The sequence below is a fragment of the Streptomyces sp. WAC05292 genome, from assembly GCF_003949955.1.
GTDB lineage: Bacteria > Actinomycetota > Actinomycetes > Streptomycetales > Streptomycetaceae > Streptomyces > Streptomyces globosus.
Window position 1 is genome coordinate 22,889 of sequence record NZ_RPSE01000008.1, and the last position, 22,433, is coordinate 45,321.

The following is a 22,433-nucleotide window of genomic DNA, read 5'->3' on the forward strand; positions in this document are numbered from 1 at the left end:
CTCCTGCGACCCCCGCGCTACTGCGTCAGAGGTGACGGTCTGAGGTTCGACGAATACGTACAAGCAAAGGTGCAGGCCACCTTACCGGCGACTGCGCCCCCCGTGGAACGACCAACCGGGGATGCCCCATATGTGAGGCATCCCCGGTCGGGTTTCTAGCTCTGTGTCACGTGGTCGTCTGGATCAGACGAGCTCGGTGACGGTGCCGCCGGCGGCGGCGATCTTCTCCTTGGCGGAGGCGGAAACGGCGTCAACCGAGACCGTCAGCGCCACGGAGATCTCGCCCTGGCCCAGGACCTTGACGAGCTGGTTCTTGCGAACCGCACCCTTGGCGACCAGGTCGGCCACCGTGACCTCGCCACCCTGCGGGTAGAGCGCGGCCAGCTTGTCCAGGTTCACGACCTGGAACTCGGTGCGGAACGGGTTCTTGAAGCCCTTCAGCTTCGGCAGGCGCATGTGGAGGGGCATCTGCCCACCCTCGAAGCGCTGCGGAACCTGGTAGCGGGCCTTCGTACCCTTGGTACCACGACCTGCCGTCTTACCCTTCGACGCCTCACCACGACCCACACGGGTCTTGGCGGTCTTGGCGCCGGGGGCGGGACGGAGGTTGTGGGCCTTGAGCGGGCTGCTTTCAGCCATGATCAGTCAACCTCCTCAACCGTCACGAGGTGGCGGACGGTGTGCACCATGCCGCGGAACTCGGGGCGGTCCTCCTTGACGACCACGTCGTTCAGGCGCTTGAGCCCGAGCGAACGCAGGGTGTCGCGGTGGTTCTGCTTGCTGCCGATGTACGACTTCGTCTGCGTGATCTTGAGGCGGGCCATCAGACACCCGCCCCAGCACGCGCACGGAGCAGAGCCGCGGGGGCGACGTCCTCGAGGGGCAGACCGCGGCGGGCCGCGATCTCCTCGGGACGCTGCAGGCCCTTGAGGGCCGCCACGGTCGCGTGCACGATGTTGATCGCGTTGTCGGAGCCGAGCGACTTCGACAGGATGTCGTGAACGCCGGCGCACTCCAGAACGGCGCGCACCGGGCCACCGGCGATAACACCGGTACCGGGGGAAGCAGGCTTCAGCAGGACGACGCCCGCGGCCTTCTCGCCCTGAACCGGGTGCGGGATGGTGCCCTGGATGCGGGGGACGCGGAAGAAGTTCTTCTTCGCCTCCTCGACACCCTTGGCGATGGCCGCGGGAACTTCCTTGGCCTTGCCGTAACCGACACCCACGGTGCCGTCACCGTCGCCCACCACGACCAGCGCGGTGAAGCTGAAGCGACGACCACCCTTCACAACCTTGGCGACACGGTTGATCGCGACAACGCGCTCAACGTAAGCGGTCTTCTCGGCGGCAGCGCCACCGTCGCGACCCTTCCGGTCCCGCCGCTCGCCGCCACCGGCACCGCTGCCGCGGCGCTGGGGTCCAGCCATTGGATTACCTCTCTCTGTTACGTCCGTGAGTCCCGGAACCGGGGCTTAGAACTTCAGCCCGGCTTCGCGGGCGGCGTCAGCCAGAGCGGCAATGCGCCCGGCGTACCTGTTGCCACCGCGGTCGAACACGACGGCCTCGACACCGGCGGCCTTGGCGCGCTCGGCGACCAGGAGGCCGACCTGCTTGGCCTGCGCGGACTTGTCACCCTCGCCGCCGCGGACCGACGCGTCCAGGTGCGACGCCGACGCAAGGGTGTGACCCTTGAGGTCGTCGATGACCTGGGCGGTGATACCGCGGTTCGAGCGGGTCACGACGAGGCGCGGACGCTCCGCCGTACCCGAGATGCTCTTGCGGATGCGGATGTGGCGGCGCGCCTTCGCAGCGCGCTTGTAAGCGTCGCCCTTGGCGATCTTCACACCGTATGCCATGGCTTTACTTACCAGCCTTTCCGACCTTGCGGCGGATGACCTCGCCCGCGTACTTGACGCCCTTGGCCTTGTACGGGTCGGGCTTCCGCAGCTTGCGGATGTTGGCGGCGACCTCGCCGACCTTCTGCTTGTCGATGCCCTCGACCGAGAACTTGGTCGGCGACTCGACCTTGAAGGAGATGCCCTCGGGGGCCTCCACCAGGATCGGGTGGCTGTAGCCGAGCTGGAACTCCAGGGCGGAGCCCTTCGCGGCCACGCGGTAACCGACACCGCTGATCTCGAGCGCCTTGGTGTATCCCTGGGTCACACCGGTGATCATGTTGGCCACCAGCGTGCGGGACAGGCCGTGGAGGGCCTTGTTCTGACGCTCGTCGTTCGGACGGGTGACGTTCAGAACGCCGTCCTCGCCCTTAACGATCTCGATGGGGGCGGCAACGGTGTGGGAGAGGAGACCCTTGGGGCCCTTCACCGCAACCGTGCGGCCATCGATGGTGACGTCCACGCCGGCGGGAACCGGGATGGGGAGCTTGCCGATACGAGACATAGCTTTTCCTCCGTTCCCGACTACCAGACGTAGGCGAGGACTTCCCCACCCACGCCCTTCTTCTGCGCCTGCTGGCCGGTCAGGAGACCGTGGGACGTGGAGATGATCGCCACGCCCAGGCCGCCGAGGACCTTCGGCAGGTTGGTGGACTTCGCGTAGACACGCAGACCCGGCTTCGAGATTCGCTTGATGCCGGCGATCGAGCGCTCGCGGTTCGGACCGAACTTCAGCTCGAGGACGAGGTTCTTGCCGACCTCGGCGTCCTCGACCTTCCAGCCGGTGATGAAACCCTCCTGCTTGAGGATTTCCGCGATGTGCGACTTGATCTTGCTGTGCGGCATCACGACGGAGTCGTGGTACGCCGAGTTAGCGTTGCGCAGACGAGTGAGCATGTCTGCGATCGGGTCAGTCATGGTCATGAATCGGCCTTCGGCCTCTCTCGCCGGGGTTTCCTGTATGCGCCATCCCTCTCCCCACACAGGGGCGGGACGGGTGCGGCGCGGGGACCTACGGCGTAGTAAGTCGACGGGCGGCGGACGCCCAACCCCACTAGCCTACGCCATGGGGCTGGGCACTCCGCCGGCCCAGATGCTTACCGAGAGCTTCCGGAACCCTCAACACCCAAGGGGTGAAGGGATTACCAGGAGCTCTTGGTCACGCCCGGCAGCTCGCCACGGTGAGCCATCTCACGAAGGCACACGCGGCACAGGCCGAACTTGCGGTACACGGAGTGGGGACGGCCGCAGCGCTGGCAGCGCGTGTACGCACGCACACCGAACTTGGGCTTGCGGGCAGCCTTCGCGATGAGAGCCTTCTTCGCCATCTCGCTTACGCCTCCTTGAACGGGAAGCCGAGGTGACGGAGGAGCGCGCGGCCCTCAGCGTCGTTGGTCGCCGTGGTCACCACGGTGATGTCCATACCCCGGACGCGGTCGATCTTGTCCTGGTCGATCTCGTGGAACATGACCTGCTCCGTGAGACCGAAGGTGTAGTTGCCACGGCCGTCGAACTGCTTCGGGGACAGGCCGCGGAAGTCGCGGATGCGCGGCAGCGCGAGCGACAGGGTGCGGTCCAGGAACTCCCACATGCGGTCGCCACGGAGGGTGACGTGGGCACCGATCGGCTGACCCTCGCGCAGCTTGAACTGCGCGATGGACTTGCGGGCCTTGGTGACGGCCGGCTTCTGACCGGTGATCGTGGTGAGGTCGCGGATGGCGCCGTCGATCAGCTTCGAGTCACGGGCGGCGTCGCCGACACCCATGTTCACGACGATCTTGACGAGGCCGGGGATCTGCATGACGTTCTCGTACTGGAACTCTTCACGCAGCTTGCCCGCGATCTCCTCGCGGTACTTCGTCTTCAGACGCGGAGTGGTAGCCATCAGATGTCCTCACCCGTGCGCTTGGCAACGCGGATCTTGTTGCCCTCGTCGTCGAAGCGGTAACCGACGCGGGTGACGACCTTCTTGCCGTCCTTCTCCACGACCAGCTGGACGTTGGACACGTGGACGGGGGCCTCGGTGATCACGATGCCGCCGGCCTGGTTCTGCCCAGCCTTGGTGTGCTTCTTGACCCGGTTGACACCCTCGACGAGGACGCGGTTCTCGGCGGGGAAGGCCGCGACGACCTTGCCCTGCTTGCCCTTGTCCTTACCGGTGATGACCTGGACCAGGTCGCCCTTCTTGATCTTCATGCTTACAGCACCTCCGGCGCGAGCGAGATGATCTTCATGAACTTCTTCTCGCGCAGCTCACGGCCGACGGGGCCGAAGATACGGGTGCCGCGAGGGTCGCCGTCGTTCTTCAGAATGACGGCGGCGTTCTCGTCGAAGCGGATGTACGAGCCGTCCTGGCGGCGGCGCTCCTTGACGGTGCGAACGATGACCGCCTTGACGACGTCACCCTTCTTCACGTTGCCACCGGGGATCGCGTCCTTGACGGTGGCGACGATGACGTCACCGATGCCCGCGTAGCGGCGACCGGAGCCACCGAGAACACGGATGCAAAGGATCTCCTTGGCACCAGTGTTGTCGGCGACACGCAGTCGCGACTCCTGCTGGATCACGTCTATCTCCTGATTGTCTGCCGGTTCCCGGCGGGGGCCTCACTGCGAGGCGGGCCCCCACCGAGCCTGGCGGAACGAACCTGAGGGAAGTCCCCTCAGGTGATTACTTGGCCTTCTCGAGGATCTCGACGATGCGCCAGCGCTTGCTCGCCGACAGCGGACGCGTCTCCATGATGAGGACGCGGTCGCCGACGCCTGCAGCGTTCTGCTCGTCGTGGGCCTTGAGCTTGTTCGTACGGCGGATGACCTTGCCGTACAGCGCGTGCTTGACGCGGTCCTCAACGGCGACGACGACGGTCTTGTCCATCTTGTCGCTGACGACCAGGCCCTCACGGGTCTTGCGGAAGCCGCGCTCGGTCTTCTCAGTCACGTTCTTCTCGCTCATCAGGCGTTCTCCACCGTCTCGATGCCGAGCTCGCGCTCGTGCATCAGGGTGTAGATCCGGGCGATGTCCTTGCGGACGGCCTTGAGCCGGCCGTTGTTCTCCAGCTGGCCAGTGGCCGCCTGGAAACGGAGCTTGAACAGCTCTTCCTTGGCCTCACGCAGCTTGGCGACGAGCTCCTCGTTGCCCAGCTCGCGCAGTTCCGACGCCTTGGTACCGGCCGCCATCACGACTCACCTGCCTCGCGCTTGACGATCCGGCACTTCATCGGCAGCTTGTGGGCCGCACGAGTCAGAGCCTCACGCGCAATCTTCTCGTTCGGGTAGGACAGCTCGAACATGACCCGGCCCGGGTGCACGTTCGCGATCCACCACTCCGGGGAACCCTTACCGGAACCCATGCGGGTCTCGGCCGGCTTCTTCGTGAGCGGACGGTCCGGGTAGATGTTGATCCAGACCTTGCCGCCACGCTTGATGTGGCGGGTCATCGCGATACGCGCGGCCTCGATCTGGCGGTTGGTCACGTACGCCGGGGTCAGCGCCTGGATGCCGTACTCGCCGAATGCGACCTCAGTGCCACCCTTCGAGACGCCTCCGCGCTTGGGGTGGTGCTGCTTGCGGTGCTTGACCCTACGAGGGATCAGCATGTCGGTCAGGCCTCCGTTCCGGTGCTCTCGGCCGGAGCGGCGGCAGCGGCCTCGGCCTTGGGGGCCTCGACAGCGGCAGCCTGCTGCGGCTTGCGGCCACCACGGCCGCCGCGCTCGCCACCGCGGCCACCACGGCCGGCGGGACGGTCGCCAGCGCCGGCACCGCGGGCCGGGCGGTTACCCGCGCGGGCCGCAGCGTTCTCGGCGCGAACCTCGGCGATGTTCTTGACGTCGCCCTTGTAGATCCACACCTTCACGCCGATACGGCCGAAGGTGGTCTTGGCCTCGAAGAAGCCGTAGTCCACGTTCGCGCGCAGCGTGTGCAGCGGCACACGGCCCTCGCGGTAGAACTCGGACCGGGACATCTCGGCGCCGCCGAGACGGCCGCCACACTGGATCTTGATGCCCTTGGCGCCGGCCTTCATGGTGCCCTGCATGCTCTTGCGCATGGCACGGCGGAAGGAGACGCGGGAGGACAGCTGCTCGGCAACGGCCTGGGCAACCAGCTGGGCGTCGAGCTCGGGGTTCTTGACCTCGAGGATGTTCAGCTGGACCTGCTTGCCGGTGAGCTTCTCGAGGTCGCCGCGGATGCGGTCGGCCTCGGCGCCGCGGCGGCCGATGACGATGCCCGGACGAGCGGTGTGGATGTCCACACGCACGCGGTCACGGGTGCGCTCGATCTCGACCTTGGAGATGCCGGCGCGCTCCATGCCGGACGTCATCATCCGACGGATGGCGACGTCTTCCTTGACGTAGTCCTTGTACAGCTTGTCGGCGTACCAGCGCGACTTGAAGTCGGTGGTGATGCCGAGCCGGAACCCGTGCGGGTTTACCTTCTGGCCCATTACCGGGTTCCTTCCTTGCTGCTGACGACCACGGTGATGTGGCTGGTCCGCTTGCGGATCCGGTAGGCACGGCCCTGGGCGCGCGGACGGAACCGCTTCAGGGTCGGGCCTTCGTCAACGAACGCCTCGCTGATGAACAGCGAGGAGGCGTCCGTGTGGTTGTAGTTGTGCGCGGCGTTGGCAATGGCGCTGTCCAGCACCTTGCCGACCGGCACGCTCGCGGCCTGCGGGGCGAAACGCAGGACCGCCTGAGCCTCCGTGGCATCCATGCCACGGATGAGGTCCACCACGCGGCGGGCCTTCATGGGCGTGACGCGGATGTACCGCGCCTGGGCCCTGGCTTCCATGGTTGTCCCTTCGGTGTAAGTCATAGTCGTTCCCACCCCGCTTCTAGCGGCGCTTCGACTTCCGGTCTTCCTTGACGTGGCCGCGGAAGGTGCGAGTCGGCGAGAACTCGCCGAGCTTGTGGCCGACCATGGACTCGGTGACGAACACCGGGACGTGCGTCTTGCCGTTGTGCACCGCGATCGTGTGACCCAGCATGCTGGGGATGATCATCGAGCGACGGGACCAGGTCTTGATGACGTTCTTGGTACCGGCTTCGTTCTGAGCGTCCACCTTCTTCAGGAGGTGGCCGTCAACGAAGGGTCCCTTCTTGAGACTGCGCGGCATCTAAACCCGCTCCTAGCGCTTCTTGTTCGTCTTGCGGCGGCGGACGATGTACTTGTTCGAAGCCTTCTTCGGCGAACGCGTACGACCCTCCTTCTGACCCCACGGGGAGACCGGGTGGCGACCACCGGAGGTCTTGCCCTCACCACCACCGTGCGGGTGGTCAACCGGGTTCATCGCGACACCGCGGACGGTCGGGCGGACGCCCTTCCAGCGCATGCGGCCGGCCTTGCCCCAGTTGATGTTCGACTGCTCGGCGTTGCCGACCTCGCCGACCGTGGCGCGGCAGCGGGCGTCGACGAGACGGATCTCACCGGACGGCATGCGGAGGTGGGCCATGGTGCCCTCCTTCGCAAGCAGCTGCACGGAGGCACCCGCGGAGCGGGCGAACTTCGCACCGCCGCCGGGACGCAGCTCGATGGCGTGGATGGTCGTACCGACCGGGATGTTGCGCAGCGCCAGGTTGTTGCCGGGCTTGATGTCGGCCGTCGGGCCGTTCTCGATCCGGTCGCCCTGCTGCAGGCCGCGCGGCGCGATGATGTAGCGCTTCTCGCCGTCGGCGTAGTGCAGCAGCGCGATGCGCGCGGTGCGGTTGGGGTCGTACTCGATGTGCGCGACCTTGGCCGGCACGCCGTCCTTGTCGTGACGACGGAAGTCGATCACGCGGTAGGCGCGCTTGTGGCCACCGCCCTGGTGGCGAACGGTCACACGACCGGTGTTGTTACGGCCGCCCTTGCTGTGCAGGGGGCGGACCAGCGACTTCTCCGGCGTGGACCGCGTGATCTCGACAAAGTCGGCGACGCTGGAGCCACGACGGCCCGGGGTCGTCGGCTTGTACTTGCGGATACCCATTTCTCAGTCCTCGTCCGATTCCGGACGACTCAGGACTCCGTTAGGAGGCCTGGCCGCCGAAGATGTCGATACGGTCGCCCTCAGCGAGGGTCACGATGGCGCGCTTGGTGTTGGCACGCTTGCCGAAACCGGTGCGGGTGCGCTTGCGCTTGCCCTGGCGGTTGATCGTGTTGACCCCGGTGACCTTGACCGAGAAGACCGCCTCGACGGCCTGCTTGATCTGGGTCTTGTTGGCGCCGGGCGCGACGATGAACGTGTACTTGTTCTCGTCCAGCAGCGCGTAGCTCTTCTCCGAGACAACCGGCTTGATCAGCAGGTCGCGCGGGTCGGTGAAGGTCTTGCTGGTAACGGTCGCCTCGGACATCAGGCGTCGCTCCCTTCGGTCTCATCGGCCTTGGGGCCAGACACGAAGGACTCCAGCGCGGCCTGGGTGAAGACCACGTCGTCGGAGACGATCACGTCGTACGTGTTCAGCTGGCCCGGCTCCAGGATGTGCACCTGGGGCAGGTTGCGGGCGGACAGCCACGCGGCCTCGTCGGCACGCTCGACGACCAGGAGCAGGTTCTTGCGCTCCGTGATCTTGCCGAACAGCGTCTTGGCGGCCTTGGTGGAGACGGCACCCTCGACCACGCCGGTGACGACGTGGATGCGGGAGTGGCGCGCACGGTCCGAGAGGGCACCGCGGAGGGCGGCGGCCTTCATCTTCTTCGGGGTCCGCTGCGAGTAGTCACGCGGCACGGGGCCGTGGACGACGCCACCGCCGGCGAACTGCGGAGCGCGGGTCGAACCCTGACGGGCGCGGCCGGTGCCCTTCTGGCGGTACGGCTTCTTGCCGCCACCACGGACTTCACCGCGGGTCTTGGTCTTGTGCGTGCCCTGACGGGCCGCGGCCAGCTGCGCGACGACGACCTGGTGGATCAGCGGAACGCTGGTCTTCGCGTCGAAGATCTCCGCGGGGAGCTCGACGGTACCGGCCTTGTCGCCTGCCGGCGAAAGGATGTCAATGGTGCTCATTACCTCAAGCCCCCTTGGCCGCGGTACGGACCAGGACGAGGCCGCCGTTCGGACCGGGGACCGCGCCCTTGATGAGGAGCAGACCCTTCTCCGCGTCCACCGCGTGGATGGTCAGGTTCTGGGTGGTGACGCGCTCGTTGCCCATACGACCAGCCATGCGCACGCCCTTGAAGACGCGCCCAGGGGTGGCGCAGCCACCGATCGAACCGGGGGAGCGGTGCTTGCGCTGCACACCGTGACCGGCGCCGAGGCCCCGGAAGTTGTGCCGCTTCATGACACCGGCGAAGCCCTTGCCCTTGCTGTTGCCCGTGACGTCAACCTTGACGCCGGACTCGAACACGGCCGCGGTGATCTCCTGGCCGAGCGTGTACTCGGCGGCGTCGGAGGTGCGGAGCTCCACCAGGTGGCGGCGGGGGGTGACGTCGGCCTTGGCGAAGTGGCCCTTGAGGGGCTTGTTCACCTTGCGCGGGTCGATCTCGCCGAAGGCGATCTGGACCGACTCGTAGCCGTCGGTGTCGTTGGTACGGACCTGGGTGACGACGCAGGGGCCGGCCTTGACGACGGTGACCGGGACGACACGGTTGTTCTCGTCCCAGACCTGGGTCATGCCGAGCTTCTCGCCCAGGACGCCCTTGATCTGCTTTGCCATCTTCTCGACGCCTCTCAGAGCTTGATCTCGATGTCGACGCCGGCCGGAAGGTCCAGGCGCATCAGCGAGTCAACGGTCTTGGGCGTCGGGTCGAGGATGTCGATCAGGCGCTTGTGCGTGCGCATCTCGAAGTGCTCGCGCGAGTCCTTGTACTTGTGCGGCGACTTGATGACGCAGTACACGTTCTTCTCAGTGGGCAGCGGCACCGGGCCCGCGACCGACGCACCAGTGCGGGTCACCGTCTCGACGATCTTCTTCGCCGAGGAGTCGATGACCTCGTGGTCGTAGGCCTTGAGCCGGATGCGGATCTTCTGTCCCGCCATGGCTACTCCGTAGTCCTGTCTCTTGTGGAAACGCTCTGGCCCTCGGCCGGCTGTGGATTCCTCCACCGCTCCCCTCCGACCCACGCGGTCGGGCGTGTCGCACTCCCTCTCAGAAAATTCCCATACGGAAATTCCCTGTCCAAGGGGGTGCGGTCCCAGGACCGCGATTCGGGGGAGGAACACCCTCCGAGCGCCTGGCCGGCACCGTGCTGACGCTTCCCGGAAGATTCCCGTACTTCCGCCCCATTGCTGCCCCGGGGGGCAGATAAAGGCGACGAGTACCGTGGGACTCGCTTCCGGTCCTCCCGGCGGGAGGCGCGCAGCATCGACACTCAGCCGAGCAACTTGAGTAGTCTGCCATACGAGGCGCACACCTGGCCAATCGGGCGGAAGAGAATACCCCGCCACGGTGAGTGGTCAAACAGCGCCACGCGGCGAGCGCGCCCGGCCCGGAGGGGCGCGTACGGCGGCGGGGGCCTCCCGGACCGTGTCCGGGAGGCCCCCGCCGCATCGTTTCCGCGCGGAATCGTTTCCTCAGGTCACTGGGCGAAGTAGCCGGTGATGTCCGCGATCAGGTCGACGCGGCCGGAGTTGTTGTAGAAGTTCACCTTGCCGTCCACGACCGGCACGACCACAAGGTTCGGGATGGTCTGCCCGGCGGTGAAGTTCAGGTTCGAGGCGCTCGTGCGGGCCGTGCCGCTCGGGTACACCGACACGAAGCTCGCGTCCGTCGGGTTGGTCGCCGTCACGTTCAGCACCACCGCGGTCACGCCCGTCGCCGGAACGCCCTGGACGCCCGCCACCGGGAGGGTGACCGTGCCGCCGGCCCCCACCTGGGCCTTCGGGACGCCGAGGCCCTCACGGGTGTCCATCAGCCGCTTCGGCCCGATGTTGAAGTGCGACGAGCCCGCTGAGCCCGCCGCGAAGTAGCCGGTGATGTCCGCGATCAGGTCGACGCGGCCGGAGTTGTTGTAGAAGTTCACCTTCCCGTCCACGACCGGCACGACCACCAGGTTCGGGATGGTCTGCCCGGCGGTGAAGTTCAGGTTCGACGCGCTCGTGCGGGCCGTGCCGCTCGGGTACACCGACACGAAGCTCGCGTCCGTCGGGTTGGTCGCCGTCACGTTCAGCACCACCGCGGTCACGCCCGTCGCCGGAACGCCCTGGACGCCCGCCACCGGGAGGGTGACCGTGCCGCCGGCCCCCACCTGGGCCTTCGGGACGCCGAGGCCCTCACGGGTGTCCATCAGCCGCTTCGGCCCGATGTTGAAGTGCGACGAGCCCGCTGAGCCCGCCGCGAAGTAGCCGGTGATGTCCGCGATCAGGTCGACGCGGCCGGAGTTGTTGTAGAAGTTCACCTTCCCGTCCACGACCGGCACGACCACCAGGTTCGGGATGGTCTGCCCGGCGGTGAAGTTCAGGTTCGACGCGCTCGTGCGGGCCGTGCCGCTCGGGTACACCGACACGAAGCTCGCGTCCGTCGGGTTGGTCGCCGTCACGTTCAGCACCACCGCGGTCACGCCCGTCGCCGGAACGCCCTGGACGCCCGCCACCGGGAGGGTGACCGTGCCGCCGCCGGCGACCGGCGCCTTCGGCACCCCGAGGCCCTCGCGGGTGTCCATCAGCCGCTTCGGCCCGATGTTGAAGTGCGAGGAACCCGCTGAGCCCGCCGCGAAGTAGCCCGTGATGTCCGCGATCAGGTCGACGCGGCCCTGGTTGTTGTAGAAGTTCACCTTCCCGTCGACCACCGGCACGACCACCAGGTTGGGGATGGTCCGGCCGACGGTGAAGTTCAGGTTCGACGCGCTCGTGCGCGTCATGCCGTTCGGGTACACCGACACGAAGCTCGCCTCGGTCGGGTTGGTCGCGGTCACGTTCAGCACGACGGACGTGACGCCCGTGGCCGGGACGCCCTGGACGCCGGCGACGGGCAGGGTGACCGTGCCGCCCGGCCCCACCTGGGCCTTCGGGACGCCGAGGCCCTCGCGGGTGTCCATCAGCCGCTTGGGGGCGACCGGCACGAACGTGGCCGGGCTGACCTCTGCGAGGACGCTGACCGGCAGCGAGGTGGACACGGCGCCGTTCAGCGCGGTGGCCCGGACCTCGACCTGGTGGCTGCCGGAGGGCAGCATCGCGCCGGCGGAGCGCGCGGTGCCCGGCACCGTCGCGACCGGGGCGCCGTCGACCAGCAGCTCGAACTTCGCCAACCGGTCGCTGGGCGTGCTGGTGCTCCACTCCAGGGCGAGCGGGCCGCCGGTCTGGTGGACGGTGCCCGGCTGGACGGGCTTGCCGTTCAGGGTGGTCGCCTTCAGCTGCGCGGCGGGGCCGGCGGCGCGGACCGCGTCGAGCTGCCCGTAGAGCCGGTCCCCCGGGCACTGCGTGTTGAAGCCGTCCCGGTGTCCGGAGACCGCCTTGAACGGGTAGGCCTGCCCGGCGGTGAAGGACTTGCCGGAGAAGTTGACCTGCGTGGCGCCTGCGGTCAGCGTCGCGGTGCCGTTCATGTCGCCGTCGTACTGGCCGTGCTTGTACGCGGCGATGCGGGCGATCGCCGCCTGCGCGGCCGGGGTGGTGTCGGTGGAGGTGTGGTCGCCGAGGACGGCGATGCCCGCCGACTCGGCGTTCCAGCCGTAGGTGTGCGCGCCGAGGACGGGCCGGTCGATGCCGCCCTGCCGGCCCTCGAAGATCGTGCCGCACTTGTCGACGAGGAAGTTGTAGCCGAGGTCGCGCCAGCCGTTGGTCTTCACGTGGTAGACGTGGATCCCCTGGACGATCGCGGCCGACTGCGAGCAGTCGTACGGCTGGGCGTCGGCGGTGTGGTGGACGAAGACCGCCTTGACCCTGCCCTCGGGGAGGTAGATCGGGCCCTCGTTGTTGAGGGACTCGTCGGCGCCCCACTCCAACCGCGACACGACGGTCGGCTTGGGGGCGGTGGACGGCGGCCCCGGTTCCGCGGTGGTCGCGGAGAAGGCCGCCGGGTCCGCGTTCAGGGTGCCGCTGCGCCGGGCGGCGTCGGCCTTGCCGCCCGGGTCGACCAGGGTGAGCTCCATGCCGGCGGGTATGGTTCCGCCCTTGACCCGGACCTCGGCGCCGTCGGATGCGCCGACCCACACGGGCTCGGTCGCGCCCTTCGCGCCGGGGCGCGGCCCGTCCATGCCGGGCTTGACGGGCTCCAGCCCGATCCACCGCGACCACTTCCCCGTACGGGCGTCGCGGGCGCGGGCCTCGATGGTCCCCTCGACCTTGGCGGCCGGGTCCGTCCAGGAGACGCCGAGGAGGCCGAACGGCTCGGTGTCCTGCCGGGCGAGTACCGCCTCGCCGGCGCCCTTGGCCTTGAGCGCAAGCTTGTGCACCTCGCTCGCGACCGGCCCCCTGGCCTTCGCCTTGCTGCTGTAGGCCGTCGGTCTTCCCGTGCCTGCGTCGGCCCCCGGTTCGGCTCCCGCCGTGGCCTGGACGCCCAGGACCGCTGCGGTACCGAGCACGGCAGCCAGAGCCGTCCCCCGTACACGATTGAGTTTCACGTTGTTCTTCCCACCCCTTGGGCGCGCGCCGCTTGACGAAGACATGACTGTTGCGGCGGATGCTACTGGCCGGCTCCGACAACCCCGCGCGCGGGGTGGGGAGGCCGTGGGGAGGACGTGCGAAGGCCCCCGGTCCGGCCGCGCGCACGCGGTCGGGCCGGGGGCCCCGGCAGCCGTCGGGCGGCGGCTACTTCTTCGCGGACTCGGCCTTCTTCTCGGACTCGGCCTTCTTCGCTTCCTCGGCGAGCTTCGCCATCCGGTCCCGCTCGATGTCGGTCCGCGAGCGGACGCCCTTGGGCGCCTTGTGCCCGCAGACGGACGGCCATTCGTCGGCCAGGATGCCCGCGCACCAGATGAAGTCCTGGATGGGGGCGGGCTTCCAGTCCCGCTTCTTGATGTCCTCGCACTCCCCCTTCACGGGCGAGTAGCGCGGGCAGGTGCCGTCGCGCTCCTTCAGCGTGTGCGCCCGGTACGCGTCGATGCCCATCTGGTCGACGTCCTGCGAGGGCATGTAGCGGTTGACCGACCAGGAGGCGCCCATCGCGGCGAACAGGGCGGTCACGCAGATCATGCCGGCGGCGAGCTGGCGCACCACCCGCTGCGGGACGACCCGGTCCGCGGACGGGCCGCCGGCCTGGCCGGTGCGCGGGCGCAGGGTCCGCTCGACCCACCCGGAGCCGCGGCCGACGGCGGCCATCATGCCGAGCACGGCCAGGATCATCAGGCAGTACATGATGATCCAGGTGGTGCGGGGGTAGAGCTGGACGGCCTTCTCGTGGGCCATCTGCGAGGCGAACCAGAAGCGGGCGAACCAGGCGCCCGCGAGGACCGCCGCCGCCGTGCGGACCATGATGCTCCGCAGGCCCAGGCCCAGGCCGAGGCCCACGGCGAACAGCAGGAGCAGGGCGAAGCCGCTCTGCCCGGCCATCTCGCCGGCGACCGGCCAGGTCTGGTACGTCAGCGTCCCGGACCGGTCCGAGACCCAGCCGAGGACGTAGCCGGGGTCGGCGTACACGGAGAGGAACGCGTACCGGTCGGGGTTCTCGGCGCCCAGCCGCACCATCTGGTACAGCAGCGGGGAGGCGACGGCCCCGGCCACGGCCACGGTGGACCCGACGAACAGGCCGGCCTTGCGGGCGGCCCCGCCGCCGCGGCGCCACGGGAAGAGGAACGGCGCGAGGACGGCGATGCCGGGGGCCGCCCACACGTACCAGCCGGAGTACCACAGGAACAGGACGCCGAAGACGGCGCCGAGGCCGGCGCCGCGCAGCACCAGCTGCCGGGTGGTGCGGCCCTCGGGCCGGCGCATCTGCCGCAGCCAGTACCCCAGCAGCGGCAGCAGCACGATCATGACGACGTGGCTGTACGGGCGGATCGGGTCGAGGAACAGCACGGTCGCCGGCACCGCGATGAGCAGCGCCCAGAAGGGGCGCAGCAGGGTCCGCCAGGCGAGGTACGCCATCGGCCCGGCGACCGCGGTGAAGAAGATCTGCAGGTCGTGCAGGGCGAAGCCGGTCTCGCCGCGGCCGTGGTAGCGGATCTTGGCCCAGAGGGCCATCAGGGCCGGGAAGGCGGGCGGGTAGATGCCCGACATCCCCTCGTCGTGCAGGAACGAGTTGGCCATGGCGATCAGGACGCCCGGGTCGCCGTCCTGGCCGCCGAGCGGGTGGGGCGTGCCGCGCAGGGCGACGACGACGCCGCCGGCGATGACGCCGGTGGCCAGGCCCGCCAGCGCCGCGCACACCAGGCGCTTGGCCAGGGCGTGCCGCCGGGCCGAGCCGCGGTAGGCGGTGTAAAGGAGGAGGGCGAGGAGCGGCAGGCCGAGGACGGCGGCGTACTTCTGGAGCGCGGCCAGGCCGCTGACCTGTCCGAGGCGGATGATCGGGTTCACCACGATGTGCCGGCTCAGCAGCATGTAGCCGAGGGCGGCCGCCAGGCTGACGACGACCTCGGCGAGGGCGCGGACCCAGCGGCGGGAGAACCACGCCCGCAGGCGCCCGGCGGCCGCCGCGGCCGGCCCGGCCCCCGTCCTCGTGCCGGTTCCGGTGCCGCCGCGCGTGGCACCGGGCTCTCCGATGGCCTCGGGGGCCAGGTGTGTCATGTCCGTCCAATCCGGATGCGGGTGGAACCGCGCGGCGGGGCCGGGGGGGGCCGCGGTCTGGGGCGTGCGGGGTGTCAGTCGGCTCGCTGACCGGCCGTGAACGCGTGCCGCGCGAGCGTGCGCAGGCCTTCGCGGTTGCCGCGGCGCAGCGCGCCCGGCAGCATCGTGATCGCGTGGAGGCGGGAGGCGCTGCGGAAGCGGGCCGCCTTGGCGGCCTTGTGCCAGCCGCGGGCTTCCATGCGCGCGGCCACGGCGGAGAAGTACCGCTCGGCTTCGGTGAAGCGGGTGCCGGAGAAGGCCTGGAGGGAGGACTCGCTGACGGCGTGGCGGCGGTAGCGGAAGACGGTCGTCGACTCGTCGATGACCATGTCCTCGCCGGCCTCCAGGAGGTCGACGACGAGCGCCAGGTCCTGGATGACGCTGTACTCGTCCCGGAAGTTGATCTTCCGGAGGGCGTCGCCGCGCCAGCAGATCGACGGGAAGTACAGCCAGTTGCCGCGCAGCACGCTGGTGGCGAGCTCCTCGCCGCCCATCACGCGCCGGCCGTCGACCTGCGGCGCGTACAGGCGCCGCTTGGCCTGGTCGGCGAGTCCGTGGGCCGGCCGGCCCTCGCCGTCGATGACCTCGACGCCGGGCTGGACCATGCCGATGCCGGGGTGCTCGGCGAGGATGCCGCGGACGGTCTCCAGGTAGTGGGGGTGCAGCAGGTCGTCGCAGCCCATGATGACGACGTGGTCGGCCTCGGAGAGGTAGACGCACTTCTGGAAGTTCTTGGTGATGCCGAGGTTCTGCTCGTTGCGCAGGTAGGTGACGCGGCGGTCGCCGAGCGACTCGAACCAGCCCGGGACGTCCGGCTCCTTGCCGTCGTCGATGACGACGAGGCGGAAGTCGGGGTCCGTCTGGGCCAGGACGCTGCGGACGGCGTCCTGCATCAGCTGCACGTCCCCGTAGTAGGGGAGCATGAAGTCGAACGTCGCCACGGTGTCAGGCCTTCACCTTCGTGGAGCCGGCGCCTGCGTCGGCACCCTCCTCGGGCTTGCCGAGGCGCTCGTCGTTGTGGCGGGCGCCCTCGTTGAGCGCGACCGTGCGGGCCAGGTCGGTGATCTTCTTCTCCAGCGAGCGGAAGCGCAGGAAGGTGTTGAGGGTCAGGAAGCCCATCGCCAGCACCATCACGTACAGCACGAGGTCGGTGCCGCGGCCGACGCCGAGCTGGTGGGCGAGCCAGGTGACGTCCGTCGGGCGGAGCACCGCGTAGACGTTGACGACGACGAACACGGAGAACGCGATGCGCTTCCACGCCCGGTTCTTGGCCTGGCCCCAGGTCCGTATGAAGACCAGGGCCATGGACAGCGAGCCCGCGATGAGGAGCAGCTGAATCCAGAAGTACTTCATCAGCGGTCACGCTCCCGCATGGTGATGTCGAAGACGATGTTCACGCCGTTGATCAGGGACTGGCCCTTGGCGCGCGAGTACTCGGTGTAGAGGATGTCCACGGGGACCTCGGCGACGCGCAGGTCGGACCCGGCGAGGAAGCCGACGATCTCCGACGCGTGCGCCATGCCGTTCATGGTGATGTTCAGCTGCTCGGCGGCCTTGCGGCTCAGCACGCGCAGGCCGTTGTGCGCGTCGGTCAGCTTGAGCTTGCGGGCCGTCGGGCTGACGGCGGCGGCGGTGCGCAGCACGACCCGCTTGATCCACGGCACCTGGCCGTTCTGCTCGATGAAGCGGGAGCCGAGGACGACGTCGGCCTCGTCGCGGCGCAGGACCTCGACCATCTTCTCGACGTCGGCGGTCTGGTGCTGGCCGTCCGCGTCGAAGGTGGCGAAGTAGCGGGCGCCGGGCTGGGCCAGGGCGTACTTCAGGCCGGTCTGCAGGGCGGCGCCCTGGCCGAGGTTGACCGGGTGGCGCACCAGGTGGGCGCCGGTGGTGGCGATGTGCTCGGCGGAGTCGTCGGTGCTGCCGTCGTCGACGACGACGATGTGGGGGAACGTCTTGCGCGCATCCTCGACGACCCCGGCGATCACCTGGCCCTCGTTATAGGCCGGTATGACCAGCCAGACATCGTCGTATTGGGACACGGTAGCTCCAGCGGAAAGTGGCACGTTCGCGTGCGCGTTGATCGGTGGGACGTCGTGGGCCGGCATGGTCACTCCCCGACCGCCCCGGCGCCCAGCGGGCTTGCGGCGCCCTCGTGCCCGGGCTCCCCGGTTGCGCCCGGAGCCCCGGGGAACCTCAGCCTCAGCACGGCCAGCATACCGAGCACGGTCGCCAGGGAGCCGAGGGCGTAGGCCAGGATGACGCGCAGGGCCACCTCGCCCGGTGCGAAGGTGACGGCCACGAGGACGGCGGTGCCGACGGCCCAGCACAGCAGCTGCAGGTGGTGCCGCTTGAAGACCATCAGCGCCTGGCCGAGCACCATCGCGAACATGTACGCCACGGTGCCGGCGGACAGCAGGAAGAAGTCGAGGCAGCCCAGGACGGGGCGGGCCCCGAAGAGGACCTCGATCAGCCAGGGGCCGAGCGCCGTCGCCGGGATGCCGCCGGCCAGGCCGAGCAGGCCGACGACGACGGCGATCCGGCGCAGCATCGCCGAGAACGCCGCCCGGTCGCCGGCGGTGAACGCGGCGGTCAGCCCGCCCAGCAGCGAGGCCTGCAGCGAGCCGAAGACGAACAGCGGCACGCGCGCCAGGACGAGGGCGTTGAGCAGGGCGGCGATCAGCACGCTGTCGCTCGGGGCGAGCAGCTTGGTGCTCATCACCGCGGCGTTGACGACGACCTGCGAGAGCAGCGTCGAGCAGATGAGCAGGCCCAGACCGCCCGTCAGCTCCCGCCAGGAGACGGCCCCGCCGGGCCCGGCGGCGCGCAGCAGCGGCGGCAGCGTGACGAGCATGGCGGCGACGGGCGCGAGGGCGAGGACGAGGCTGAAGGCGAGCGCGGAGTCCAGCCCGAGCACCGCGCAGCCGAAGGCGAGGAGGATCCGCAGCCCGCCGTCGAGGCCGAGCTGGAGCCCGTACGCGCCGAACCGGCCGAGGCCGGCGAGCACGCCGCGGGTCAGGTAGCAGACGGCCATGCCGGTGAAGGCGCCGCCGAGCGCCGCGACCAGGCCGCGGTCGCCCTGGAAGAGGAGGTCGGCGATCGGTCCGGCGCCGAGGGTGAGGACGAGCAGGGTCGCGCCGAGCATCGCCGCGGTCAGCAGGGTGGCCCGGCGCAGCACGGGTGCGGCGCCCTGGCCGAGGACCGTGCGGGCGGCGACGATCCGGGTGAGCTCCTGCTCGACGGGGAAGAACACGCCGATGCCGACGGACATCACGATCGTCCACAGGACGGAGACGTTCGCCATGGCCTCGGTGGAGAGGCTGTGCCCGGCCACGCCCAGGTGGACGTACGAGGCCGCGCCCAGCACGACGGTGCCGCCGGCCACCGCGACGGTGCCCGGCGGCAGCGCCGCGGTTGCCTTGCCCAGCAGGGCCTTCATCCCGTGCTGCCCTCGCGGGCCGCGGCGGCGAGCCGGGTGAACTCGGGCGTGGCCAGCGCTTCGGCGAGCTGCTCGCGCCAGTCGGCGAGCGGGGCCAGGCCGGCCTCGGCCCAGCGGTCGTGGCCGAGGACGCTGAACGCGGGGCGCGCCGCGGGGCGGACGAAGGCCGCGGAGGTGGTGGGGCGGATCCGCTCCGGGTCGAGGCCGGCGAGCCGGTAGGCCTCGCGGGCCAGGCCGAGCCAGGTGGTGCGGCCGCTCGCGGTGCCGTGGTAGACGCCGGCCGGGGCGCGGCCCGCGAGGGCGGCGAGGCCCAGCTCGACGAGCCGGTGGGCGAGCGCGCGGGACCAGGTGGGCTGGCCGTGCTGGTCGTCGACGACGTCGAGGGTGTCGCGCTGGGCGGCCAGTTTCAGCATGGTCGCGACGAAGTTGGGTCCGTGCTCGCCGTACAGCCAGGCGGTGCGGACGGTGTAGCCGTCCTGCGGGAGCAGTTCGGCGACGGCGCGCTCGCCCGCGAGCTTGCTGCGGCCGTACGCGTTGAGCGGGCCGGTCTCGGCGTCCTCGCGGTACGGCTCCGAGGCGTCGCCGGGAAGCACGTAGTCGGTGGAGACGTGCAGCAGGCGCGCGCCGGCGTCGGCGCAGGCGGCGGCGAGGACGCGCACGCCGGTGCCGTTGACGGCGGTGGCGGCGTCCTCGGCGGTCTCCGCGCCGTCGACGTCGGTCCAGGCGGCGCAGTTGACGACGACGGCGGCGCCCTCGACGGCGGCCCGGACGGCTGCGGCGTCGGTGACGTCGAGGTCGGCGCGGCGCAGGCCGGCGGCCTCGATCCCGGCGTCCTCCAGTACCGCGAGGAGGTCCCTGCCGAGCATGCCGGCGGCGCCGGTGACGACCCAGCGCCCGGCGGCGGACGGCACGGCGGGGGTGGCGGAGGCGGTCACTTCTGCAGCGCCGCCTTGTCCTTCAGCGGCTCCCACCAGGCGCGGTTCTCGCGGTACCAGGCGATGGTCTGCGCGATGCCGTCCTCGAAGCGGACCTGCGGCTCGTAGCCGAGCTCGGCGTTGATCTTGCTGATGTCGATGGAGTAGCGCAGGTCGTGGCCCTTGCGGTCCTCGACGTGCTCGACCATGTCCCAGCCGAGGCCGGCGGCCTCCAGCAGGACGCCGGTGAGCTCCTTGTTGGTGAGCTCGGTGCCGCCGCCGATGTTGTAGACCTCGCCGCCGCGGCCCTTGCGCATCGCCAGGTCGATGCCGCGGCAGTGGTCGGAGACGTGCAGCCAGTCGCGGACGTTGCCGCCGTTGCCGTACAGCGGGACCTTCCGGCCGTCCATCAGGTTGGTGACGAACAGCGGGATGACCTTCTCCGGGAACTGGTAGTGCCCGTAGTTGTTGGAGCAGCGGGTCACCACGACGTCCATGCCGTGCGTGCGCGCGTACGCCAGCGCCAGCAGGTCGGAGGAGGCCTTGGAGGCGGAGTACGGGGAGTTGGGGACCAGCGGCCACTCCTCGGTCCAGGAGCCCTCGCTGATGGAGCCGTAGACCTCGTCGGTGGAGATGTGCACGAAGCGGCCGACGCCGTGCCTCCGTGCGGAGTCCAGCAGCACCTGGGTGCCGACGACGTTGGTCATGACGAACGGGCCGGCGCCGGCGATGGAGCGGTCGACGTGCGACTCGGCGGCGAAGTGCACCACGACGTCGTGACCGGGCATCACCGCGTCGACGGCCTCGGCGTCGCAGATGTCGCCCTTGACGAACTTGTAACCGGAGTGGTCCGCGACCGGCGCGAGGTTGGCTTCCACTCCGGAGTAGGTCAGCTTGTCGAAGACCGTGATCTGGGCCGATGCATCCGCACCGAGCTGCTGGCGAACAAATTCTGAACCGATGAAGCCGGCGCCGCCGGTCACGAGGATGCGCATAGTACGAAGAGTCTAGCCGCTTGTCCTACCACCCCACCGGCCCGGAGCGCCTTGTTCCGCTTGCTCTCGCATAGGGTTGTGCCCATGCGTGGAATTCTCTTGGCCGGCGGAACCGGATCCCGACTCTGGCCGCTGACCCGGGCAGTCTCGAAGCAGCTGCTCCCCGTCTTCGACAAGCCGATGATCTACTATCCGCTCTCCACCCTGGTCATGGCCGGAATCAGTGAGATTCTCGTCATCACCACGCCGGAGGACCGTGCGCAGTTCGAGCGGCTGCTCGGCGACGGCTCCCAGTTCGGCCTGCGGCTGGAGTACGCGGTCCAGGAGCGCCCCGAGGGCATCGCCCAGGCCTTCGTCCTCGGCGCCGACTTCATCGGCGACGAGTCCGTCGCCCTGATCCTCGGCGACAACATCTTCCACGGCAGCGGCCTCGGCACGCGCCTCGCCGAGCACACCGGCGCCAAGGGCGGCCGCGTCTTCGCCTACCCCGTCGCCGACCCGACGGCGTACGGCGTCGTCGAGTTCGACGAGAAGGGCCAGGCCATCTCCATCGAGGAGAAGCCCGCCAAGCCCAAGTCCCGCTACGCCGTGCCCGGCCTGTACTTCTACGACAACCGCGTCGTGGAGATAGCCAGGGGCCTGGAGCCCAGCGCCCGCGGCGAGTTGGAGATCACCGCGGTCAACGACGCCTACCTCCAGGCCGGCGAGCTCAACGTCACGATCCTCGACCGCGGCACCGCCTGGCTGGACACCGGCACCTTCGTCTCCATGGTCCAGGCCTCCGAGTTCGTCCGCGTCATCGAGGAGCGCCAGGGCTTCAAGATCGGCTGCATCGAGGAGGCCGCCTGGCGGGCCGGCCTGATCGACGACGCGCAGCTGCGCACGCTGGCCGAGCCCCTGCTCAAGAGCGGCTACGGCCAGTACCTGCTGAACCTGCTCGACGAGGAGGCGGCCAAGTGAAGTTCCGCGAACTCTCCCTCGAGGGCGTCTTCGAGGTCACCCCGCAGCTGCACGGCGACCCGCGCGGCCTGTTCACCGAGTGGTACCGCTTCGACAGGCTCGCCGAACTCGTCGGCCACCCGCTGAAGCTGGCGCAGGCCAACCTCTCCGTCTCCTCCCGCGGCGTCGTCCGCGGCATCCACTTCGCCGACGTGCCGCCCGGCCAGGCGAAGTACGTGACGTGCGTGCGCGGCGCCGTGCTCGACGTCATCGTCGACCTGCGGGTCGGCTCGCCGACCTTCGGCCGCTGGGAGGGCGTCCGCCTCGACGACACCGACCGCCGCGCGGTCTACATCCCCGAGGGCATGGGCCACGGCTTCTGCGCCCTCACCGACGACGCCACCCTGTCGTACCTCTGCTCCGAGACCTACAACCCGACCGGCGAGCACTCGGTGCACCCGCTCGATCCCGACCTGGGCATCGAGTGGCCGGCGGAGGTCCCGCTGCTGTCCGCCCGCGACGAGGCCGCGCCGTCACTGGCGCAGGCCGTCGAGACGGGGCTGCTGCCCGACTACGCCGCCTGCAAGGCGTTCACGGAGTCGCTGCGCACGGCCTGACGACCGCCGCACCGCACGCGCGGAGAGGGCCGC

The 22,433-nt window shown here is 69.5% G+C and carries 31 protein-coding genes; 2 read left to right on the top strand and 29 right to left on the bottom strand.

Going from position 1 to position 22,433, the window contains the following annotated elements:
* Positions 1-183: 183 nt before the first annotated feature.
* The 29 genes from rplO to rfbB all read right to left on the bottom strand — a co-directional run bounded on the left by rplO (position 184) and on the right by rfbB (position 20,844).
* A complete protein-coding gene (gene rplO, locus EF903_RS01875) occupies positions 184-639 on the bottom strand; it encodes a 50S ribosomal protein L15 (RefSeq protein ID WP_114053747.1) in 456 nt (151 codons plus the stop codon).
* 2 nt (positions 640-641) lie between these two features.
* A complete protein-coding gene (gene rpmD / locus EF903_RS01880) occupies positions 642-824 on the bottom strand; it encodes a 50S ribosomal protein L30 (RefSeq protein WP_005313525.1) in 183 nt (60 codons plus the stop codon).
* Positions 824-1,426 (bottom strand): 30S ribosomal protein S5, encoded by a 603-nt coding sequence (rpsE, locus tag EF903_RS01885; protein ID WP_114053746.1) that lies wholly within the window; start codon positions 1,424-1,426, stop codon positions 824-826. The genes rpmD and rpsE overlap by 1 nt, the downstream gene beginning before the upstream one ends.
* A gap of 45 nt (positions 1,427-1,471) precedes the next feature.
* Positions 1,472-1,855, bottom strand: a complete 384-nt coding sequence (rplR, locus tag EF903_RS01890) for a 50S ribosomal protein L18 (protein ID WP_114053745.1) — start codon at positions 1,853-1,855, stop codon at positions 1,472-1,474.
* 4 nt (positions 1,856-1,859) lie between these two features.
* On the bottom strand, positions 1,860-2,399 hold the full coding sequence (gene rplF / locus EF903_RS01895; protein WP_114053744.1) for a 50S ribosomal protein L6: 540 nt from the start codon (positions 2,397-2,399) through the stop codon (positions 1,860-1,862).
* Positions 2,400-2,419: 20 nt separating this feature from the next.
* The gene (rpsH, locus tag EF903_RS01900; RefSeq protein ID WP_042812335.1) at positions 2,420-2,818 is read right to left on the bottom strand and encodes a 30S ribosomal protein S8; all 399 of its coding nucleotides are present in this window, start codon (positions 2,816-2,818) and stop codon (positions 2,420-2,422) included.
* A gap of 218 nt (positions 2,819-3,036) precedes the next feature.
* Positions 3,037-3,222, bottom strand: coding sequence for a type Z 30S ribosomal protein S14 (locus EF903_RS01910; RefSeq protein WP_003956452.1), 186 nt, complete (start codon positions 3,220-3,222; stop codon positions 3,037-3,039).
* 5 nt (positions 3,223-3,227) lie between these two features.
* A complete protein-coding gene (rplE, locus tag EF903_RS01915; RefSeq protein ID WP_114053743.1) occupies positions 3,228-3,779 on the bottom strand; it encodes a 50S ribosomal protein L5 in 552 nt (183 codons plus the stop codon).
* Positions 3,779-4,090, bottom strand: coding sequence for a 50S ribosomal protein L24 (gene rplX, locus EF903_RS01920; RefSeq protein WP_114053742.1), 312 nt, complete (start codon positions 4,088-4,090; stop codon positions 3,779-3,781). Before rplX ends, rplE begins: the two co-directional genes overlap by 1 nt.
* A 2-nt stretch (positions 4,091-4,092) precedes the next feature.
* Positions 4,093-4,461, bottom strand: a complete 369-nt coding sequence (gene rplN, locus EF903_RS01925; RefSeq protein WP_003956455.1) for a 50S ribosomal protein L14 — start codon at positions 4,459-4,461, stop codon at positions 4,093-4,095.
* Between the two features lie 103 nt (positions 4,462-4,564).
* On the bottom strand, positions 4,565-4,846 hold the full coding sequence (gene rpsQ / locus EF903_RS01930; protein ID WP_079429300.1) for a 30S ribosomal protein S17: 282 nt from the start codon (positions 4,844-4,846) through the stop codon (positions 4,565-4,567).
* The gene (gene rpmC, locus EF903_RS01935; protein ID WP_125540842.1) at positions 4,846-5,070 is read right to left on the bottom strand and encodes a 50S ribosomal protein L29; all 225 of its coding nucleotides are present in this window, start codon (positions 5,068-5,070) and stop codon (positions 4,846-4,848) included. Before rpmC ends, rpsQ begins: the two co-directional genes overlap by 1 nt.
* Positions 5,070-5,489, bottom strand: coding sequence for a 50S ribosomal protein L16 (gene rplP, locus EF903_RS01940; protein ID WP_125540843.1), 420 nt, complete (start codon positions 5,487-5,489; stop codon positions 5,070-5,072). The genes rpmC and rplP overlap by 1 nt, the downstream gene beginning before the upstream one ends.
* Positions 5,490-5,494: 5 nt before the next feature.
* Positions 5,495-6,334 (bottom strand): 30S ribosomal protein S3, encoded by an 840-nt coding sequence (gene rpsC / locus EF903_RS01945; RefSeq protein WP_125540844.1) that lies wholly within the window; start codon positions 6,332-6,334, stop codon positions 5,495-5,497.
* Positions 6,334-6,681, bottom strand: coding sequence for a 50S ribosomal protein L22 (gene rplV, locus EF903_RS01950; protein ID WP_030201575.1), 348 nt, complete (start codon positions 6,679-6,681; stop codon positions 6,334-6,336). Before rplV ends, rpsC begins: the two co-directional genes overlap by 1 nt.
* 43 nt (positions 6,682-6,724) lie before the next feature.
* Positions 6,725-7,006 (bottom strand): 30S ribosomal protein S19, encoded by a 282-nt coding sequence (gene rpsS / locus EF903_RS01955; RefSeq protein ID WP_114053738.1) that lies wholly within the window; start codon positions 7,004-7,006, stop codon positions 6,725-6,727.
* Between the two features lie 12 nt (positions 7,007-7,018).
* The gene (gene rplB, locus EF903_RS01960) at positions 7,019-7,855 is read right to left on the bottom strand and encodes a 50S ribosomal protein L2 (RefSeq protein WP_114053737.1); all 837 of its coding nucleotides are present in this window, start codon (positions 7,853-7,855) and stop codon (positions 7,019-7,021) included.
* A gap of 40 nt (positions 7,856-7,895) precedes the next feature.
* Positions 7,896-8,219 carry a 50S ribosomal protein L23 gene (rplW, locus tag EF903_RS01965; protein WP_114053736.1) on the bottom strand — a complete coding sequence of 108 codons (324 nt, stop codon included), beginning with the start codon at positions 8,217-8,219 and terminating at the stop codon, positions 7,896-7,898.
* The gene (gene rplD, locus EF903_RS01970; RefSeq protein ID WP_125540845.1) at positions 8,219-8,869 is read right to left on the bottom strand and encodes a 50S ribosomal protein L4; all 651 of its coding nucleotides are present in this window, start codon (positions 8,867-8,869) and stop codon (positions 8,219-8,221) included. The genes rplW and rplD overlap by 1 nt, the downstream gene beginning before the upstream one ends.
* A 4-nt stretch (positions 8,870-8,873) precedes the next feature.
* On the bottom strand, positions 8,874-9,518 hold the full coding sequence (rplC, locus tag EF903_RS01975; protein ID WP_114053734.1) for a 50S ribosomal protein L3: 645 nt from the start codon (positions 9,516-9,518) through the stop codon (positions 8,874-8,876).
* A gap of 14 nt (positions 9,519-9,532) precedes the next feature.
* Complete coding sequence (rpsJ, locus tag EF903_RS01980; RefSeq protein WP_003948644.1) at positions 9,533-9,841, bottom strand: 30S ribosomal protein S10; 309 nt, start codon at positions 9,839-9,841, stop codon at positions 9,533-9,535.
* Positions 9,842-10,380: 539 nt separating this feature from the next.
* Complete coding sequence (locus EF903_RS01985; protein ID WP_185902493.1) at positions 10,381-13,359, bottom strand: N-acetylmuramoyl-L-alanine amidase; 2,979 nt, start codon at positions 13,357-13,359, stop codon at positions 10,381-10,383.
* A 187-nt stretch (positions 13,360-13,546) separates the two neighbouring features.
* Entirely contained in the window at positions 13,547-15,460 is a 1,914-nt protein-coding gene (locus tag EF903_RS01990) for a hypothetical protein (RefSeq protein WP_125540847.1), read from the bottom strand.
* 74 nt (positions 15,461-15,534) lie between these two features.
* Positions 15,535-16,440, bottom strand: coding sequence for a glycosyltransferase family A protein (locus tag EF903_RS01995; protein ID WP_125540848.1), 906 nt, complete (start codon positions 16,438-16,440; stop codon positions 15,535-15,537).
* Between the two features lie 4 nt (positions 16,441-16,444).
* Positions 16,445-16,852, bottom strand: coding sequence for a DUF2304 domain-containing protein (locus EF903_RS02000; RefSeq protein ID WP_125540849.1), 408 nt, complete (start codon positions 16,850-16,852; stop codon positions 16,445-16,447).
* Complete coding sequence (locus EF903_RS02005) at positions 16,852-17,538, bottom strand: glycosyltransferase family 2 protein (RefSeq protein WP_216827053.1); 687 nt, start codon at positions 17,536-17,538, stop codon at positions 16,852-16,854. The genes EF903_RS02000 and EF903_RS02005 overlap by 1 nt, the downstream gene beginning before the upstream one ends.
* 68 nt (positions 17,539-17,606) lie before the next feature.
* On the bottom strand, positions 17,607-18,935 hold the full coding sequence (locus EF903_RS02010; protein ID WP_185902494.1) for a lipopolysaccharide biosynthesis protein: 1,329 nt from the start codon (positions 18,933-18,935) through the stop codon (positions 17,607-17,609).
* Positions 18,932-19,801 carry a dTDP-4-dehydrorhamnose reductase gene (gene rfbD / locus EF903_RS02015; protein ID WP_125540857.1) on the bottom strand — a complete coding sequence of 290 codons (870 nt, stop codon included), beginning with the start codon at positions 19,799-19,801 and terminating at the stop codon, positions 18,932-18,934. The genes EF903_RS02010 and rfbD overlap by 4 nt, the downstream gene beginning before the upstream one ends.
* 65 nt (positions 19,802-19,866) lie before the next feature.
* Entirely contained in the window at positions 19,867-20,844 is a 978-nt protein-coding gene (gene rfbB, locus EF903_RS02020; RefSeq protein WP_125540850.1) for a dTDP-glucose 4,6-dehydratase, read from the bottom strand.
* An 84-nt stretch (positions 20,845-20,928) separates the two neighbouring features.
* Between rfbB and rfbA the strand changes: the two genes are divergently transcribed.
* Both rfbA and rfbC read left to right on the top strand, forming a co-directional pair.
* Positions 20,929-21,804: a glucose-1-phosphate thymidylyltransferase RfbA gene (gene rfbA / locus EF903_RS02025; RefSeq protein ID WP_125540851.1), complete on the top strand. Its 876-nt coding sequence runs from the start codon at positions 20,929-20,931 to the stop codon at positions 21,802-21,804.
* The gene (gene rfbC, locus EF903_RS02030; RefSeq protein ID WP_125540852.1) at positions 21,801-22,400 is read left to right on the top strand and encodes a dTDP-4-dehydrorhamnose 3,5-epimerase; all 600 of its coding nucleotides are present in this window, start codon (positions 21,801-21,803) and stop codon (positions 22,398-22,400) included. Before rfbA ends, rfbC begins: the two co-directional genes overlap by 4 nt.
* Positions 22,401-22,433 lie beyond the last annotated feature (33 nt).